Raw genomic sequence first — 17627 nt, forward strand, 5'->3', positions numbered from 1 at the left:
ATCGCTGGAATCGCGTCACATGACTTGCATAGTCATAATCGCACTGCTAACCGGCCCGGCAACAGGGGCTCGGGACGGGATCAGACCGCGCCCTCTTTTTGCATGACCCGCAAATCACGGAGGACGGCAGGCGCGTGGAGATTAATAGCGGCATTCAGGCCAGTCTCAGCGGCCGCTACGCGGTGGCGCTGTTCGACTTGGCTCGCGACGCACAATCGCTCGACACGGTGGCGGACAGCCTTGCCGGGTTGAAACAAGCTATTGCGCAGTCGCCCGATTTCAAGGGGCTGATCAACAGCCCGGTTCTCAGCCGTGACGCAGCAGGCAAGACGATCGCCGCCGTCGCATCCTCCATGGGGACCGACGCATTGACGACGAAATTTCTGGGCGTGCTCGCCCAGAACCGTCGCCTGGGCCAATTGCCCGCCGTGATCCGCGCCTATGAAACGCTGTTGTCGAATCACAAGGGTGAAGCCCGCGCCGAAGTGACGAGCGCCCACCCGCTCGACGCCGACCAGATCGCTGCCCTGGCCAACAGCCTCAAGGCACGCGTCGGCCGCAACGTCACGCTCGACGCGAAGGTCGACCCCGCGATCCTGGGCGGGCTGGTCGTCAAGATCGGCAGCCAGATGATCGACAGCTCTATCCGCACCCGTTTGAATACGCTCGCACAGGCCATGAAAGGCTAAGTCATGGATATCAACGCCGCAGAAATTTCGAAGGTCATCAAGGACCAGATCGCCAATTTCGGCACCGAAGCGCAGGTTAGCGAAGTCGGTTCCGTGCTGACCGTGGGTGACGGCATCGCCCGCGTCCATGGCCTCGACAACGTCCAGGCGGGCGAAATGGTCGAGTTCGCCAATGGCGTGCAGGGCATGGCGCTGAACCTGGAAGCCGACAATGTCGGCGTCGTGATCTTCGGCTCGGACGCCGAGATCAAGGAAGGCGACACCGTCAAGCGCACCGGCACCATCGTGGACGTCCCCGTCGGCAAGGGCCTGCTGGGCCGCGTGGTCGACGGTCTGGGCAACCCGATCGACGGCAAGGGCCCGATCGTGTCCGACCAGCGCATGCGCGTCGAGCGCAAGGCGCCCGGCATCATCCCGCGTACCTCGGTTCATGAACCCGTGCAGACCGGCCTCAAGGCCATCGACACGCTCGTCCCCGTCGGCCGCGGCCAGCGCGAACTGATCATCGGCGATCGCCAGACCGGCAAGACCGCCGTCGCGATCGATACCTTCATCAACCAGAAGGCCGCCAACGCCGGCGATGACGAGAGCAAGAAGCTCTACTGCATCTACGTCGCGATCGGCCAGAAGCGCTCGACGGTAGCCCAGATCGTCAAGCAGCTGGAAGAAAATGGCGCGATGGAATATTCCATCGTCGTCGCCGCGACCGCTTCGGAACCCGCGCCGCTCCAGTATCTCGCCCCCTATACCGGCGTGACCATGGGCGAATATTTCCGCGACAACGGCATGCACGCCGTCATCGTTTATGACGATCTGTCGAAGCAGGCCGTGGCCTATCGCCAGATGTCGCTGCTGCTGCGTCGCCCTCCGGGCCGCGAAGCCTATCCGGGCGACGTTTTCTATCTGCACAGCCGCCTGCTGGAGCGCGCTGCCAAGATGAACAAGGAAAATGGCTCGGGCTCGCTGACCGCGCTGCCGATCATCGAAACGCAGGCGGGCGACGTTTCCGCGTACATCCCGACCAACGTGATTTCGATCACCGACGGCCAGATCTTCCTGGAAACCAACCTCTTCTACCAGGGCATCCGTCCGGCCATCAACGTGGGCCTGTCGGTGTCGCGCGTCGGTTCCGCCGCGCAGACCAAGGCGATGAAGAAGGTGTCCGGCTCGATCAAGCTGGAGCTGGCCCAGTATCGCGAAATGGCGGCCTTCGCCCAGTTCGGTTCGGACCTCGACGCATCGACGCAGAAGCTGCTGAACCGCGGCGCGCGCCTGACCGAGCTGCTCAAGCAGGGTCAGTTCTCGCCCCTGCCGTTCGAAGAGCAGACCGCGTCGATCTTCGCGGGCACCAACGGCTATCTCGACAGCGTCGCCGTCAAGGACGTGACCCGTTACGAAGAGCTGATGCTCGCCTATCTGCGTCACGACCACCCCGAAGTGCTGACCGCGATCCGCGACAGCAAGGATCTGGGCGACGACGCGAAGAGCAAGCTGAAGGCTGCGCTGGACTCGTTCGGCAAGACCTTCGCCTAAGTCAGTGCTGACCGCCCACTCCCTTCTTGCCTGGACCGTGATGTCGATCGGTCTGGTGCTGCTGCCGGGACCGGACACCATGTTGGTGGCCGGTCACGCAGCGCGCCGTGGGCTGAAGGCGGGGATGGCGACGATCGGCGGCATCCAGCTGGGCGGCCTGTTCTACATGCTGCTGTGCGGCTTCGGTTTCCTCAGCGTGCTGAACGCGGTGCCGGGGTTGTTCATGGCGGTGAAGATCGCCGGCGCGCTCTATCTGGCCTGGATGGGCATCGGACTGTTGCGCGGCGCGATCAAACCGGCGCCGGCGACGACGGAAAAGCTGCGGATCGGCGGATCGCCCTTCATGCAGGGTTTCGTCAGCACCGTGCTGAACCCGAAGGTCGCGATCTTCTTCCTGGCCGCATTGCCGCAATTCGTCGGTACCGGCCCGGATGCGCCGTGGCAGGGCATGTTGCTGATCGCGATCGTCTATGCACTGGGTTTCGTCTGGTGCGCCCTGCTCGCGCTGCTCGCTACCAAGGCGGGCCGCAAGGTCGGTCAAAGCAGCGCGATGCGCTGGTTCGAAGGCGCCATGGGCGTCGGTTTCTTTGGTCTCGCGGGCCGTCTGGCCCTTGCTCGGAATGTTTGAACTATGCCTAGCCTCAAGGAACTGAAGCTTCGCCGTGACTCGGTGAAGTCGACGCAGAAGATCACCAAGGCCAAGCAGATGGTCGCCGCTGCGAAGCTGCGCAAGGCGCAGGCCGCTGCCGAAGCCGCCCGCCCCTATTCCAGCCGCCTCGAAGCCGTCGTGGCCTCGCTCGCGTCGAAGATCGCTGGCGGTTCGGGCGAAGGCGCCTCGCCGCTGCTCGCCGGCACCGGCAAGGATCAGGTGCATCTGCTGGTCGTCGCCAACAGCGACCGCGGCCTCGCCGGCGCATTCAACGCCAATATCGTCAAGGCCGCTCTCGCCAAAGCGCGCGAGCTGGAACTGGACGGCAAGACCGTGCAATTCTACCTGATCGGTCGCAAGGGTCGTCCGGTCATCAGCCGCACCTACCCCGGCAAGATCGTCGCGCAATATGACACGACCGGCACGAAGGAGCCGGGCTTCGCCCAGGCGCAGGCCATCGCGCAGGAACTGAGCAAGATGTTCCTGGACGGCAAGTTCGACATCGCGCACCTCTTCTATTCGCGCTTCAAGTCGGCCCTGGCGCAGATCCCGACCGAACAGCAGATCATCCCGGTCAAGATCCCGGCGGATGCCGACCGCAACGCCATCCCCGCCACGGTGGAATATGAGCCGAGCGAGGAAGCGATCCTGGACGATCTGTTGCCGCGCAACATCTCGATCCAGCTGTTCAAGGCGCTGCTGGAAAACAATGCGTCGGAACAGGGTGCGTCGATGACCGCGATGGACAATGCGACCCGCAATGCCGGCGACCTCATCAACAAGCTGAACATCCAGTATAACCGCAGCCGTCAGGCCGCGATCACCACCGAACTCGTCGAAATCATCTCGGGCGCCGAAGCCCTTTAAGTGCAGGCAAGGACATAAGTCATGGCAACCACCAACAATGTAGGCCGCATTTCGCAGGTCATCGGCGCCGTCGTCGACGTGACCTTCCCGGATGCACTCCCGGCCATTCTCTCGGCGCTGGAAACCAGCAACAACGGCCAGCGCCTGGTGCTGGAAGTCGCCCAGCATCTGGGTGAAAACACCGTTCGCACCATCGCGATGGACTCGACCGACGGCCTGACCCGCGGTCAGGACGTCACCGACACCGGTGCGCAGATCAAGGTGCCCGTCGGCCCGGCTACGCTCGGCCGCATCCTGAACGTCGTGGGCGAACCGATCGACGAACGTGGCCCGGTCCAGACCGAACTGCGCTCGCCCATCCATGCCAAGGCGCCCGAGTTCGTCGACCAGTCGACGGAAAGCGCGATCCTGGTCACCGGCATCAAGGTCATCGACCTTCTGGCCCCCTATGCCAAGGGCGGCAAGATCGGCCTGTTTGGCGGCGCCGGCGTCGGCAAGACGGTTCTCATCCAGGAACTGATCAACAACATCGCCAAGGGCCATGGCGGCACCTCGGTCTTCGCGGGCGTGGGTGAACGCACCCGTGAAGGCAACGACCTCTATCACGAATTCCTCGACGCGGGCGTCATCGCCAAGGACGCCGACGGCAACGCGATCAGCGAAGGGTCGAAGGTTGCGCTGGTGTACGGCCAGATGAACGAACCGCCGGGCGCCCGTGCGCGCGTCGCCCTGTCGGGTCTGACCATCGCCGAATATTTCCGCGACGTCGAAAATCAGGACGTTCTGTTCTTCGTCGACAACATCTTCCGCTTCACGCAGGCGGGCGCGGAAGTGTCGGCTCTGCTGGGCCGTATTCCTTCGGCCGTGGGCTATCAGCCGACCCTGTCGACCGACATGGGCGCGCTGCAGGAGCGCATCACCTCGACCAACAAGGGTTCGATCACCTCGGTTCAGGCCGTGTATGTTCCCGCGGACGATCTGACCGATCCTGCGCCTGCGACTTCGTTCGCGCATCTTGATGCCACGACGGTTCTCAACCGCGCCATTTCGGAACTGGGCATCTATCCGGCGGTCGATCCGCTGGATTCGACCAGCCGCGTTCTGGAGCCGCGCACCGTGGGTCAGGAACATTATGACACCGCCCGCGCCGTGCAGTCGATCCTTCAGAAGTACAAGTCGCTGCAGGACATCATCGCGATCCTGGGCATGGACGAACTGTCGGAAGAAGATAAGCTGACCGTCGCCCGCGCGCGCAAGATCCAGAAGTTCCTGTCGCAGCCCTTCCACGTCGCCGAAGTCTTCACCGGCATTTCGGGCAAGTTCGTCCAGATCGAAGACACGGTGAAGTCGTTCAAGGCCGTGGTCGAAGGCGAGTATGACCATCTGCCCGAAAACGCCTTCTACATGGTCGGCGGCATCGACGAAGCCGTCGAAAAGGCCAAGAAGCTGGCCGCCGAAGCGGCTTAAGCCTATAAAAAGCCCCTCCCTTTCAAGGGAGGGGTTGGGGTGGGTCGCGAGCGCAGCGAGCTTTTGACCTATCCTTAGAGGTTGCAGGCCATCGCCTTGCGATGGCGCCCACCCCCAACCCCTCCCTTGAAAGGGAGGGGCTTAGGATCGAAAAAATGGCACTGCATTTCGAACTCGTGACCCCGGAAAAGCTCGTCCGCTCGGAAGAGGTCTATCAGGTGGTCGTTCCCGGCACCGACGGCGACTTCGGCGTGCTGGAGGGTCATGCGCCCTTCATGTCGACCGTGCGCGACGGCAATATCCAGCTTTTCGCAACGGCCGGCGCCGCACCGGAAATCATTCCGGTCGAAGGCGGCTTTGCCGAGGTGAATGAAAAGGGCCTGACGGTTCTCGCCGAAAAGGCCGGCTGATCAGCCGGAGATCGTCGGCCACGATATATCCGATATGATAAAATAAGGCCCGGCTTGTCTGGGCCTTATTTTCTTTCCGGTCGCGGTTAATGCGATCCTAACCATTTCTCGACATGCACGACCTAAGTTAGCTAAATAACAGGTGTCAGTGATGTCGCGGCTATGGCCTGTAAATATGGATCGTCCCTTCGGGTCGATATTCCGCCAGTCCCATTATATCCCGAGCTTCCTACGGCGATATTATCCTTTCATTCTTCTGATCATCCTCGCCGTTGTTTTGCGCAGCCCCGCATATGGCGATTCAGATGTCAGCCTGGACGAGGAATTTTACCTCGTCTTGGCCGACCGGATGATACACGGCGCGATTCCTTATGTAGACATATGGGATCGCAAGCCGATCGGCCTGTTCTTGATATATGCTGCAACGCGGCTGATGGGTGGGGATGGTTTCATCCAATATCAGATCACCGCAGCCCTCTTTGCCGGGGCAACGGCCGGCTTTATCTGGTTGATCGCCCGTCGTTCTGCCAACAACTTGGCCGGAATTCTCGCTGGCCTAGGCTATCTTTGCTGGCTTAACTTATTTTCGGGCAGCGCAGGCCAGTCTCCGGTATTCTACAATCTGTTTGTCGCCGCGGCCGCATGGCTCGCTTTTCGTTCGAACGACAGCACATGTCCTCGACACATCGCGCGCCTGGGCGCAGTCGCGATGGCGCTATGCGGCGTTACACTCCAGATCAAATATACGGCCGTTGCAGAAAGTCTTTTTCTGGGCCTGTGGTTCCTACGGCGAATTTGGCTGACGGGACAGCGCCCCATGATGGTCGCCGCCATTGCCATAGGATATGGTTTGCTGGGTATCGTACCGACATTGGGTGCGACGGTCTGGTACGCGGCCATCGGGCACTTGCCCGAATTTGCCTATGCCAATTTCTGGTCAATATTCGATCGTGGTCGGCTTAGTGCAAAATTTCTTGCCCACGCCAGAGACTTCTTTCTTATCGTCACTATTCCGCTTCAAGTCTGTTTCCCTTTCGCCGTTATGCGCCGTTGGCAAATGCAACGCCTTAATGGGAAGCAGGAAGATTTCATCCTGATCACGGGTTGGTTATTTGCGGCATTCATCGGCTTTGTCATGATCGGCAATTTCTATGATCATTATTTCCTACCAGTGTTGCCGCCCATTTTCATCTACATAGCGCCACTGATGATCCGGCCGCTGACCGGTGTGCCAGTCTGCATCTTCCTTATAATCTGGGGTATGCCCGGTTATTCCAGCTTCACCTATAATCGGGAAAAGCATGAAAAGATCATGGAACTGACGGCCGCAGTCAGTCCCTATGTCCAAAAGGACTGTCTGTTCATTTTCGACGGACCAGCCGTGGTCTACATGACGACGCAGGCCTGCATCCCCACACGCTTCGCCTATCCCGACCATCTGAGCAACGAGGTAGAGAAGCACGCGATTGGCGCAGACACGGTGGAAGAAATGCGGCGAGTGCTCGCCACACGGCCAGGCGCGATCATCACAGCGGCGGCACCGGTGATACCGACGATGAACCGAGATACGCTGCCCGTGCTCCGTAGCGCCCTGATGAAAGACTATCGTCCGGTTGCAGCCATCCGACACCCCGACAGAATATTCTACGTCTATGCGCGGAACGATTTAGCCAAGAGCAAAGGGATGCGGCCATTCCTGCCCTATGCGGACTATTGATCTGCATCACGCCAACGGCTGCGCGCCTTTTCGTTAACCAATTTCGGTTACCCGTTTGTCAAATGTCCCGTTCGGAGATGTGAATGCAACAGGCCCTACATCGCCAGTTTGACTTTGGCGTTGCCCTTAGTCCCATCGATATTTGCGTTGTCGTCCCTGTTCTGAACGAACGCGACAACATCGCCGAATTGATCCCACGCATAGGGGCCGCCCTGATTGGCGTAGAATGGGAAATTATGTTCGTCGATGATGGTTCGACAGATGGAACGCCCGAACTGATCAGCCAGATCGCTGTACAGGACCGCCGCATCCGACTGATACGGCGTTTTAACAGACGGGGGCTCTCGTCTGCAGTCATCGAAGGCATGCTGGCATCGACCGCTCCGGTAGTTGCCGTCATCGACGGCGACCTTCAACATGACGAAAGCCTGCTGCCGCATTTCTATCGCGCGATCATGGAAGGCGGACACGATATAGCCACAGGCACGCGTTACGCTGAAGGCGGGTCGACGGGAGACTGGACGCGATCGCGCTTACGCATCAGCCAAGCCGCAACCCGGCTGGCCACGTTCCTGACAGGATCGAAAATGAGCGATCCGATGAGCGGCCTTTTTGCTATACGCCACGATCGTCTCGTGGAATTGGCTCCGCAGCTATCAGGAATCGGATACAAGATCCTGTTGGACATCATGTCATCGGCGCCAACACCGCTCAAGTTGAGTGAACATCCTTATGTTTTCCGTGCTCGGCAGCATGGTGAGAGCAAGCTCGATTCCATGGTCGTGCTTCACTATCTGGAAATGCTGATCGAAAAGCGCGTCGGTCGCTGGGTTCCGATCAAATTTATCAAATTTGGTATCGTCGGCGCACTGGGCCTTATCGTCCACATGACCATCCTGTCGCTCCTGCTGAAACTCAATCTGGGCTTTGGCTTTGCCCAGGTCACTGCAGTGTTCAGTGCGATGACCTTCAATTTTTTACTCAACAACAGTTTTACTTATCGCGATCGGCGACTGAAAGGTCTTCGGATATTCGGTGGCCTATTGAGCTTTTACATTATTTGCGGCTTGGGAGCTGTGGCCAATGTGGGTGTGGGCGAGTGGCTCTTCGAAAACAGCTATCGATGGTGGCTGGCAGGACTGGCGGGGGCAGCGGTTGGGTCTGTATGGAATTACGCCATGGGCAGTATATTCACTTGGCGGAAGGCCAACTGAACCGCTCTGCCTATCCTAATGCGCCATTAGCCTTTTATCAAAGTTTCCAGCCTATTCACCTTTATCACCCATAGATGATCGGACCCTTCCGGGGTGGCGGGGCCGGTCGCGACAAAGTGGCGGAGAAGCATGAGCGCCTTTGGACGGAAAAATGGACCTGCCGGGATCAAGCCCGGCTTCGGGGTGGCCCGGCCGATGCAAGGCGGCGTGGCGACGCGTGAAGAGGCGCCGCGCGGTGGCGATCAGTTCCCGCCGCTGGACATCGCATCCCTGCCGGGCGAAGCGGCCTTCGATCCGCTGGCGGCGCCGACCAGCCAGATGCAGCGCAATGCCGATGCCATGGCGCGCCTGTCCGACCGTGCCAATGCCGAACATCTGCCCGATGCCGGACCGCAGGGTTTCGAGGCCAGCGTCCACAAGATCAAGGAGCAGGTGCTCCCCCGCCTGCTGGAACGTGTCGATCCCGAAGCGGCCGCGACCCTGACCAAGGATGAACTGGCGGAGGAATTCCGCCCGATCATCATGGAAGTGCTCGCGGAACTGAAGCTGACGCTGAACCGGCGCGAACAGTTCGCGCTGGAAAAGGTACTGGTCGACGAGTTGCTGGGCCTTGGTCCGCTCGAAGAATTGCTGTCCGACCCGGACGTCACCGACATCATGGTGAACGGCCCGGAACAGACCTATATCGAAAAGAAGGGCAAGCTGATCATTGCCCCGATCAAGTTCCGCGATGAGGAGCATCTGTTCCAGATCGCCCAGCGGATCGTGAACAAGGTCGGCCGCCGCGTCGACCAGACCACGCCGCTGGCCGACGCCCGCCTGCCCGACGGTTCCCGCGTCAACGTGATCGTGCCGCCGCTGAGCCTGAAGGGCACGGCGATTTCCATCCGTAAATTTTCGGCCAAGCCGATCACCATCGACATGCTGGCCCAATGGGGCGCGATGTCGCCGAAGATGGCGACGGCGCTGAAGATCGCCGGCGCCTGCCGCTTCAACATCGTCATTTCCGGCGGTACCGGCTCGGGCAAGACGACGATGCTCAACGCCCTGTCGAAGATGATCGATCCGGGCGAGCGCGTGCTGACCATCGAGGACGCGGCCGAATTGCGGCTTCAGCAGCCCCACTGGCTACCGCTCGAAACCCGCCCTCCCAATCTGGAGGGTCAGGGCGCGATCACCATCGGCGATCTGGTCAAGAACGCCCTGCGTATGCGGCCTGATCGCATCATCCTGGGCGAAATTCGTGGCGCCGAATGTTTCGATCTGCTGGCAGCGATGAATACGGGCCATGACGGGTCCATGTGTACGCTCCACGCCAACAGCCCGCGCGAGTGCCTGGGCCGTATGGAAAACATGATTCTGATGGGCGACATCAAGATCCCAAAGGAAGCGATTTCCAAGCAGATCGCCGATTCGGTCGACCTGATCATCCAGGTGAAGCGCCTGCGCGACGGTTCGCGCCGCATCACCAACGTGACCGAGGTGATTGGCATGGAAGGCGACGTCATCGTCACCCAGGAATTGTTCAAATTCGAATATCATGACGAGGATGACAGCGGGAAGATCATCGGCGAATATCGCTCGATGGGCCTGCGCCCCTACACGCTGGACAAGGCGCGGATGTTCGGTTTCGATCAGCCTTTCCTGGAAGCCTGTCTCTGATGGAATAAGAGTCTCTCCCCCTGCGTAAGTGCCTCAGTTGCAACGATGCAGGGAGTATCCAGTGTTTCGACGAACCATACGCCATCCCGTCAGCCACGGGGTGGCGTTTCTTTTTATCGGCCTATGCGCACCGGCGAAGGCCCAAACACACTATCCCGACGTGCCCGAGCCGATGGTCTTCGACATGATGCGGCCGCTGGGCGCGAAACGGGGCGAGATGGAGGCCAATACGCTGGCGACCACATCGCTGTCCGGCGCCGATCGCAGCGTGCAATGGGCGCCCGAAGTCGAATATGCGCTGGCCGACGGTTTCGCGATCGAAGGCGAATTGCCGTTCGAGGATGGCCGGCTGGTGGAACTGAAGCTGGGGTTGCAGGCGGCCCTCGGCACGTTCAACGGCGGGCGCAGCGCCCATGGCGTACAATATCTGGGCATTTACGACCGCGATGCCCGCCATTATCGCAGCAGCTTCGCCTATATGGTGGCGCATCGCTACAATGACCGCTGGAGCAGCGTGTCAATGGCGGGGCTTGGCAACGTCTCCCTTTCCGGCGGACGCGGGCGCAATGCGGCCATCGTCAACCATTCGCTATTTTACGACAGCACCGACGGACAGATATTGGGGCTGGAACTCAACTATCGCGGCGGCGCGGACGGCTATATGCTGGCGATGCCCCAAATCCACCAGCGGCTGGCGGACAAGGTCAATGTGCAGGCCGGCATCGGCGCGGAAAGGCCGCATGGCGGCGTCTTTCGACCCAAGGCAGGGATAAGGCTGATCCGGGAATTCTAAACGCTTGTCATGCCAGTGAAGGGCAGGCACATCGGATACAATCATCACGATAAGAGGATTGCCCGATGCGCCTTCCCGCCTTGCTTGCCGCCGCCGCCCTCATCCTGCCGGTCGGCGCCGTCATCGCCCAACATGCCGGCCATCACCAGGCGGCCGATCCGATCGCCACCGCGATCGCCGCGTCCAGCCGCACCCCGGCAAACACCGTTCGCGACAAATATCGCCACCCGGCCGAAACCCTCGCCTTCTTCGGTGTGACGCCCAAGCAGACGGTCGTCGAATATGCGCCGAGCGGTGGCTGGTACACCGAAATCCTGGCGCCGCTGCTGCGCGACCATGGGAGCTTCTACGCACTGCAACCGACCGGCCGCTATCTGGATGGCTACAAGCAGTTCCTCGCCGCCAAGCCGGACGTCTATGGCAAGGTGAAGGTCGTCGCCTATCCCGAGGAAAACAGCGCCATCCCGGCAAACAGCGTCGATACCGTCCTGACCTTCCGCAACGTGCACAACATGGTCATGGCCGGCAATGAGGCCGCGACCTTCAAGGCCTTCTTCGATATGCTCAAGCCCGGCGGTACGCTGGGCGTGGTCGATCATCGCCTGCCCGAGGATCGCGACACGGCGCTGGAAAAGAGCAGCGGCTATCTGAAGGTGTCGACCATCCGCCGCATCGCGCAGGCCGCCGGCTTCGAATATGTCGGCGCGTCGGACGTGAATGCCAATCCCAAGGATACGGCCGATTGGCCCAAGGGCGTCTGGACCCTCCCCCCGACGCTCAGCCAGAAGGATGTCGACAAGGACAAATATCTGGCGATCGGCGAAAGCGACCGCATGACGCTGAAATTCCGCAAGCCGGCCAAGTAAACCAAGGCAAACATCGCCAACTTCCGTCACCCCGGGCTTGCCCCGAGGTCCAGCTGTTAGTCATGTCCCACCGACAAGGTAGCGGGCCCCCGGATCAAGTCCGGGGCGACGAAGATGATGATCGCTAGACTTGCGCTACTTTGCGTCGTGGCTAAGGCGGAAGCGTGACCGCCGCCGACCGCCCCCATCGCCCGTTCTTCGCCATTGGGCTGCGCCTGATCGCCGTCATCTGCCTGTCGGTCATGTTCATCACCGTGCGTGTGGCAAGCGAGCGCGGCGTACATGTGGTGGAATCGCTCTTCTACCGTCAGGCGCTGGCGCTGCCGGTGGTGCTGGCCTGGGTCGCGATGGCTGGCGGCTTGCAGACCATTCGCACCCGGCGCATCCGCGTCCATGCCAGCCGCATGATGCTGGGCCTGACCGGCATGCTCCTGAATTTCCTGTCTTATATCCTGCTGCCCCCGGCGGAGGCGGCGACGATCGGTTTCACCATGCCGATTTTCGGCACGATCCTGTCCGCCCTGATCCTGCGGGAAGTGACGGGCATCCATCGCTGGGGGGCGGTGCTGATCGGCTTTGTCGGCGTGCTGGTGATGATCCGCCCGGACGCCGGCCATTTCCCGATGCAGGGCGTCGCCGTCGCCATCGCCGCCGCGCTGATGACCGCCAGCGTCAGCCTGGTCCTGCGCGAACTGGGCCGGACGGAGGCGGCCGGCGTCGTCGTGTTCTGGTTCACGGCCCTATCGATGATCCCGCTGGGCATCGCCATGCCCTTCGTCGCGCAGGCGCATGATCCCGTTACCTGGGGCCTGTTGCTGACCATCGGCCTGTTCGGCGGCATCGCACAGCTTTGCCTCACCGCAGCGCTGCGTTGGGGGCCGGTGTCGGTCGTGCTGCCGATGGATTATAGCGCGATCATCTGGACCACCCTGCTGGGTGTGGCCATCGGCGAGGATTGGCCGATGGCGACGACCTGGATCGGTGCGACCCTCATCATCGCCAGCGGCCTCTATATCGCCTGGCGCGAGCATCGCCGCGCCAGGAAACCGCTCGTCAGCCTAGCAACTCCGCCTCAAGACTGATGTCCGCCTTCAGCAGCTTGGAAATGGGGCAACCGGCCTTCGCCTTGGCCGCCAGTTCCTGAAAGGTCGCGTCGTCGGTGCCGGGGATGGTGGCCTTGAGCGTCAGGTGGCTGGCAGTGACGGCGAAACCTTCGTCCTGCTTTTCCAGCGTCACGACGGCGCTGGTTTCCATCTTCTCCGCCGTCAGCCCAGCTTCGCCCAGGATCAGCGAAAGCGCCATGGTGAAGCAGGAGGCATGCGCGGCGGCGATCAGTTCTTCCGGATTGCTGCCCGGCACGCCTTCAAAGCGAGTCGCAAAGCCGTAGGGATAGGCGTCCAGCGCGCCGCTCTGGGTCGAGATCGTGCCCTTCCCGTCCTTCAGGCCGCCGCTCCATACGGCCGAGCCGCTGCGATTGATCTTCATGGGCAATCTTCCTTGTTGTGAGCCGGAGGAACCCCGGCGGTCCCCCATGGTTGCATCGTAACAGAGACAATCGTGCAGGAGAGTGACAATGACTGATCTACCGCTTGAAAATCGCGGCGACCTGATCGCCTCCGACCGGGTCGAGGGCACCGCCGTCTACAACCGCCAAGGCGAGCGGCTGGGCAAGATTTCCAACTTCATGGTGGACAAGCGGTCCGGGCAGGTCCGCTATGCCGTACTGTCCTTCGGCGGCTTTCTGGGCATGGGCCATGACCATTATCCCCTGCCCTGGTCGATGCTGACCTATGAAACCGAACAGGGCGGCTATGTCGTCGATCTGGACAAGCAGTTGCTCGACAACGCCCCTCGCTATGCCACCGACCGGCAGCCCGATTATGACGAAGGCTATGGGCGGAATGTGTACGAATATTATGGGCTTATGTATCCCTGGTGACGCGCGACCGATGCCCGCATGGCGGCCGGGACGGCACGGTGTCGTCCCGGCCGTTCACATGTCTGCGTAACGACATTCCGGCTGCCTAGATTCCACCACAATTCATCGCTTGGCCATTGTCTACCGGATAAATAGAATTACTGTAGAAGGCTCGACTTGAAGGATGAGGATCAGAGCATGGAGCGATTCGGTTTTTCGGGTGACGCGCGCCAGCCGGTCGTGTTGACCATCCCCGGCCTGAACAACAGCGGGCCGGATCATTGGCAGAGTTTGTGGGAGGAAAAGCGCGGCGATTGCGAGCGCGTCGATCTGGGCAGCTGGGCCAGTCCCAACCGCAACGCCTGGGTCACGCGGCTGGATGCCGCCATTCGTGAGGCGAACGGGCCGGTGATATTGGCCGCGCACAGCCTGGGCTGCATGGCCGTCGCCTGGTGGGGCGCCTTGCAAAGCCAGGCCTATGGCTGGCCGGTGACGGGCGCTCTGCTAGTGGCGCCGCCCGATTGCGACCGGATGGAAACGCCCGAGACGATCGGCGGCTTCGGCCCGACCCCGCGCGCGCAACTGCCCTTCCCGTCCATTTTGGTGGGTAGCCGCGACGACCCCTACATCTTTTTCGAGCGCGCTCACAGCATCGGCAAAAATTGGGGCAGCCAGTTTGTCGATGCAGGCTATGCCGGCCATATCAACGCGCAATCGGGTCTGGGCGACTGGCAATTCGGACAGACACTGCTCGAACGGCTGATCGACAATGCGCAGGAACAGGCGTCCGCCATGCGGCAGATGCGCCCCGCTTTGCCCATGGCCCAGCAGGATCGCAGCAGCAAAGCCCCGCGCCCTACCCTCCACCCCTAGAAGCTCACCCCCGAGGGGCGCGACAAGGCAAACTTGCGCGCCCCTTATATTTGCTTTTTTGTCTATCTCTAAAGTTGAGATATTAGACGGGATTAGAGGTGTCCATGAGCGAACATAAAACCATCGAACTCCGTCACGCCCGCATCGACGGGCAGCGGGCCGACATCACCGCCAGCATCGACAAGGTGCGCGGCGTGCTGGAGGCGTTGCGCTTCGGATCGATCACGCTGACCGTTCATGACGCGCGCGTGGTTCAGATCGACGTGACGGAAAAGACGCGCCTGACCAACTAAGGGGTCAACAAGGGGGCGCTTAATCTTCGGGCCGCTGGACGGCCCATGCGGCGGGGGGTGAGCCGCACACAGCTTCATCCCCGACACTGTCGGCCTGACCGGATCATCGGCATGGCCGCAATCACAACGACCGGACATCCGGATATAAGGGGAATATCATGATTGCGCGTTTCCTGTTGCTCGCCAGTGCGGCTGGCGCTTCCATCATCACGCCCGGCGCCTTTGCGCAGGAGGCCGCGCAGCCGGCGGCGGATGAAGTCCAGCAGCCCAATGTTCGCGGCGACGTGATCGTCGTCACCGCCCGCCGCCGTCAGGAAACCGCGCAGGAAGTGCCGCTCGCCATCTCCGTCGTGAAGGGCGACAGCATCGAGGCGACCGGCAATTTCAACATCGTGAAGCTGCAGCAGCTCGCCCCCACGCTTCAGGTCTACACCACCAATCCGCGCAACACGTCGGTCAACATCCGTGGCCTGGGCGTGCCGTTCGGCCTGACCAGCGACGGGTTCGAACAGGGCGTGGGCATCTATGTTGACGACGTCTATAACAGCCGCGTTGCCGCTGCGACCTTCGACTTCCTCGACGTCAGCCAGGTCGAAGTGCTGCGCGGCCCGCAGGGCACGCTCTACGGCAAGAACACCACGGCCGGCGCGATCAATATCACCACCAACCAGCCGACCTTCGATTTCGAAGGCCGCGCCGAACTGAGCGTGGGCAACCTCAATTACAAGCAGGCCAAGGCCGCCATTTCCGGCCCGTTGTCCGAAACGGTCGCCGCCCGCATCGCGATCGCATCGACCACCCGCCGGGGCACACTCTATAATGTGACCAGCAAGCGCTGGATCAACGAGCAGGATAATCTGGGCATTCGCGGCCAGTTGCTGTTCAAGCCCAGCGAAGATTTCAGCATCACCCTGTCGGGCGACTATAGCAAGCAAGACCCCGAATGCTGCGGCACCACCTTCGTGCGGGTCGGTACGACGCAACGCCCGATCGCCCGTCAATATGATGCACTGGTCGCCGCGATCAACGCCGCCAATCCGGGCCGCAACTACGCCGTCCCCAGCCGCAACCCCTATGACCGGTTGAGCGACCTCGATTCCAACCTGAACGCCGGCAACAAGATCGGTGGCGTATCGGCCAAGATCAAATGGGATGTCGGCCCCGGCACGCTGACCTCCGTCACCGCCTGGCGCTTCTGGGACTGGAAGCCGGAAAACGACCGCGACTTCACCGGCCTGTCGGTCGTGTCGCGCTCGCAAAACCCCTCGCAGCAGGACCAGTATAGCCAGGAATTCCGCTATAATTACGAAAGCAAGGACGTCGACTTCGTCGTCGGCCTGTTCGGCTTCAAGCAGCGGATCGACACGCAGGGCACCGAACAGCAGGGCGCTGACGCTGCCCGCTGGAGCCTGACCGGCGCGAACGCCGCCAACCCCGCCACGCTTCAGGGCCTGACCGCCAGCAACACCCAATATCTCAAGGCCGACAGCGCCGCCCTGTTCGGCCAGCTGAGCTGGAAGGTGACGGACGCGCTGACCATCCAGCCGGGCGTGCGCCTGAACTACGACAAGAAATCGGGCTATTATGAGCGGGTCGTGACCAACGCGCAGGGTCAGGCGATCAGCTGCACCGCGACCCCGGCCCCCGGCACCATCGCAGGCACAACGTCGCAATGCGGCGTCTATCAGCCGCAGGTCAGCGCACCGTCGGACAGCGCGTGGAACTTCACCTATGACTTCAATGTCAATTACAAGGTGACGCGCGACATCCTCGCTTATGCGACCTATGCCAAGAGCTTCAAGACGCTGGGCATCAATCAGAACGGCCTGCCGCTCAACGCTGACAACACCGTCAATTACGACGCCAGCACGGTGAAGCCCGAATCGGTCAATCATTTCGAGCTGGGGCTGAAAACCCAGTTCTGGGATCGTCGTGCGACCTTCAACCTCTCCGCCTTCCGTACGGAGATCAAGGATTTCCAGGCAACTGTGAATGGCGGCCAGTTCGGCACCGTGCGCGGCTACCTCGCCAATGCGGAAAAGGTCCGGTCGCAGGGTATCGAAGCGGACTTCAAGGTCGTCGTCAGCGACCGCTTCACCGCCTATGCCAATGGCGCCTATACCGACGCCAAGTATAAGAAGTTCACCAACGCACCCTGCCCGCCCGAATTGTCCGGCGGCACCATCACCACCAACCCGGCGCTGTGGAGCCCGGCCGGCCAGGCCGGCACCGCCACCACGCCGTCCTACAGCCGCCCGCAATGCGACATTTCCGGCCAGGATCTGCCCGGCGTGTCGAAATGGGCCTTCTCCTACGGCGCGGAATATAATGTTCCGGTCACGCTGCTGGCGAAGGACGGTCAGGTCTATCTGGGCGTCGACGGCAATTACCGCTCGCACTGGAACAGCAACGCTTCGCCGTCCATCTATACCGAAGTGAAGGGCTATGCGCTGACCAACTTCCGCGCCGGCTTCCGGGGCGAAGGGTTCGACGTCTTCGGCTGGGTCCGCAACGCCTTCGACGTCAATTATATCGAAAATCTTCAGGTCGCACCGGGCAATACCGGCCTGATCGCCGGCCAGGTCGGCGATCCCCAGACCTGGGGCGGCACGATCAAGTTCAGCTTCTGATCGACGTGAAGTAAGAAGGGCGGCAGCGATGCCGCCCTTTTTTTGC

Annotated in this window: 17 protein-coding genes; 16 read left to right on the plus strand and 1 reads right to left on the minus strand. The window is 61.3% G+C overall.

Features of this window, described 5'->3' with window-relative positions:
• Positions 1-134 precede the first annotated feature (134 nt).
• From F4U94_RS02630 to F4U94_RS02685, 12 genes are all read left to right on the plus strand, one after another.
• Positions 135-689 (plus strand): F0F1 ATP synthase subunit delta, encoded by a 555-nt coding sequence (locus F4U94_RS02630; RefSeq protein ID WP_120251931.1) that lies wholly within the window; start codon positions 135-137, stop codon positions 687-689.
• Positions 690-692: 3 nt separating this feature from the next.
• Positions 693-2222, plus strand: coding sequence for a F0F1 ATP synthase subunit alpha (atpA, locus tag F4U94_RS02635; RefSeq protein WP_120249327.1), 1530 nt, complete (start codon positions 693-695; stop codon positions 2220-2222).
• A 40-nt stretch (positions 2223-2262) separates the two neighbouring features.
• A complete protein-coding gene (locus tag F4U94_RS02640; RefSeq protein ID WP_120249326.1) occupies positions 2263-2850 on the plus strand; it encodes a LysE family translocator in 588 nt (195 codons plus the stop codon).
• 3 nt (positions 2851-2853) lie between these two features.
• A complete protein-coding gene (locus F4U94_RS02645; protein ID WP_120249325.1) occupies positions 2854-3738 on the plus strand; it encodes a F0F1 ATP synthase subunit gamma in 885 nt (294 codons plus the stop codon).
• 21 nt (positions 3739-3759) lie between these two features.
• Entirely contained in the window at positions 3760-5205 is a 1446-nt protein-coding gene (gene atpD, locus F4U94_RS02650; RefSeq protein ID WP_120249324.1) for a F0F1 ATP synthase subunit beta, read from the plus strand.
• Positions 5206-5360: 155 nt separating this feature from the next.
• A complete protein-coding gene (locus tag F4U94_RS02655) occupies positions 5361-5615 on the plus strand; it encodes an ATP synthase F1 subunit epsilon (RefSeq protein WP_120249323.1) in 255 nt (84 codons plus the stop codon).
• A gap of 175 nt (positions 5616-5790) precedes the next feature.
• Positions 5791-7332: an ArnT family glycosyltransferase gene (locus F4U94_RS02660; protein WP_170271895.1), complete on the plus strand. Its 1542-nt coding sequence runs from the start codon at positions 5791-5793 to the stop codon at positions 7330-7332.
• An 83-nt stretch (positions 7333-7415) separates the two neighbouring features.
• Entirely contained in the window at positions 7416-8546 is a 1131-nt protein-coding gene (locus F4U94_RS02665; protein WP_120249321.1) for a glycosyltransferase, read from the plus strand.
• 129 nt (positions 8547-8675) lie between these two features.
• On the plus strand, positions 8676-10208 hold the full coding sequence (locus F4U94_RS02670; protein ID WP_120251930.1) for a TadA family conjugal transfer-associated ATPase: 1533 nt from the start codon (positions 8676-8678) through the stop codon (positions 10206-10208).
• A 100-nt stretch (positions 10209-10308) separates the two neighbouring features.
• A complete protein-coding gene (locus F4U94_RS02675; RefSeq protein WP_249042018.1) occupies positions 10309-11001 on the plus strand; it encodes a hypothetical protein in 693 nt (230 codons plus the stop codon).
• 65 nt (positions 11002-11066) lie between these two features.
• On the plus strand, positions 11067-11867 hold the full coding sequence (locus F4U94_RS02680; RefSeq protein ID WP_120249320.1) for a class I SAM-dependent methyltransferase: 801 nt from the start codon (positions 11067-11069) through the stop codon (positions 11865-11867).
• A 203-nt stretch (positions 11868-12070) separates the two neighbouring features.
• Positions 12071-12949 (plus strand): DMT family transporter, encoded by an 879-nt coding sequence (locus F4U94_RS02685; RefSeq protein ID WP_269462542.1) that lies wholly within the window; start codon positions 12071-12073, stop codon positions 12947-12949.
• Here F4U94_RS02685 and F4U94_RS02690 read toward each other — a convergent pair.
• Positions 12921-13352, minus strand: coding sequence for an OsmC family protein (locus tag F4U94_RS02690; RefSeq protein ID WP_120249318.1), 432 nt, complete (start codon positions 13350-13352; stop codon positions 12921-12923). The two genes, F4U94_RS02685 and F4U94_RS02690, sit on opposite strands and share 29 nt — an antisense overlap.
• A gap of 88 nt (positions 13353-13440) precedes the next feature.
• On the opposite strand from F4U94_RS02690, the gene F4U94_RS02695 reads away from it, so the two are divergent.
• The 4 genes from F4U94_RS02695 (at position 13441) to F4U94_RS02710 (ending at position 17581) form a co-directional block, all read left to right on the plus strand.
• Complete coding sequence (locus F4U94_RS02695) at positions 13441-13806, plus strand: PRC-barrel domain-containing protein (protein ID WP_120249317.1); 366 nt, start codon at positions 13441-13443, stop codon at positions 13804-13806.
• 177 nt (positions 13807-13983) lie between these two features.
• Positions 13984-14658, plus strand: coding sequence for an RBBP9/YdeN family alpha/beta hydrolase (locus F4U94_RS02700; RefSeq protein WP_120251928.1), 675 nt, complete (start codon positions 13984-13986; stop codon positions 14656-14658).
• Between the two features lie 104 nt (positions 14659-14762).
• Positions 14763-14951, plus strand: coding sequence for a YezD family protein (locus F4U94_RS02705; RefSeq protein ID WP_120249316.1), 189 nt, complete (start codon positions 14763-14765; stop codon positions 14949-14951).
• 158 nt (positions 14952-15109) lie between these two features.
• Positions 15110-17581 carry a TonB-dependent receptor gene (locus F4U94_RS02710; protein ID WP_120249315.1) on the plus strand — a complete coding sequence of 824 codons (2472 nt, stop codon included), beginning with the start codon at positions 15110-15112 and terminating at the stop codon, positions 17579-17581.
• Positions 17582-17627 lie beyond the last annotated feature (46 nt).

This window comes from Sphingobium limneticum (genome assembly GCF_008710155.1).
Taxonomy (GTDB): Bacteria; Pseudomonadota; Alphaproteobacteria; order Sphingomonadales; family Sphingomonadaceae; genus Sphingobium; species Sphingobium limneticum.

What these genes read in the sequence shown, in the direction of transcription:
- F4U94_RS02655 (WP_120249323.1), top strand. Translation starts at nt 5,361, where the DNA reads ATGGCACTGCATTTCGAACTCGTGACCCCGGAAAAGCTCGTCCGCTCG.
- F4U94_RS02665 (WP_120249321.1), top strand. Translation starts at nt 7,416, where the DNA reads ATGCAACAGGCCCTACATCGCCAGTTTGACTTTGGCGTTGCCCTTAGT.
- atpA (WP_120249327.1), top strand. Translation starts at nt 693, where the DNA reads ATGGATATCAACGCCGCAGAAATTTCGAAGGTCATCAAGGACCAGATC.
- F4U94_RS02710 (WP_120249315.1), top strand. Translation starts at nt 15,110, where the DNA reads ATGATTGCGCGTTTCCTGTTGCTCGCCAGTGCGGCTGGCGCTTCCATC.
- F4U94_RS02705 (WP_120249316.1), top strand. Translation starts at nt 14,763, where the DNA reads ATGAGCGAACATAAAACCATCGAACTCCGTCACGCCCGCATCGACGGG.
- atpD (WP_120249324.1), top strand. Translation starts at nt 3,760, where the DNA reads ATGGCAACCACCAACAATGTAGGCCGCATTTCGCAGGTCATCGGCGCC.
- F4U94_RS02670 (WP_120251930.1), top strand. Translation starts at nt 8,676, where the DNA reads ATGAGCGCCTTTGGACGGAAAAATGGACCTGCCGGGATCAAGCCCGGC.
- F4U94_RS02680 (WP_120249320.1), top strand. Translation starts at nt 11,067, where the DNA reads ATGCGCCTTCCCGCCTTGCTTGCCGCCGCCGCCCTCATCCTGCCGGTC.
- F4U94_RS02645 (WP_120249325.1), top strand. Translation starts at nt 2,854, where the DNA reads ATGCCTAGCCTCAAGGAACTGAAGCTTCGCCGTGACTCGGTGAAGTCG.
- F4U94_RS02695 (WP_120249317.1), top strand. Translation starts at nt 13,441, where the DNA reads ATGACTGATCTACCGCTTGAAAATCGCGGCGACCTGATCGCCTCCGAC.
- F4U94_RS02700 (WP_120251928.1), top strand. Translation starts at nt 13,984, where the DNA reads ATGGAGCGATTCGGTTTTTCGGGTGACGCGCGCCAGCCGGTCGTGTTG.
- F4U94_RS02660 (WP_170271895.1), top strand. Translation starts at nt 5,791, where the DNA reads ATGGATCGTCCCTTCGGGTCGATATTCCGCCAGTCCCATTATATCCCG.
- F4U94_RS02640 (WP_120249326.1), top strand. Translation starts at nt 2,263, where the DNA reads ATGTCGATCGGTCTGGTGCTGCTGCCGGGACCGGACACCATGTTGGTG.
- F4U94_RS02690 (WP_120249318.1), bottom strand. Translation starts at nt 13,352, where the DNA reads ATGAAGATCAATCGCAGCGGCTCGGCCGTATGGAGCGGCGGCCTGAAG.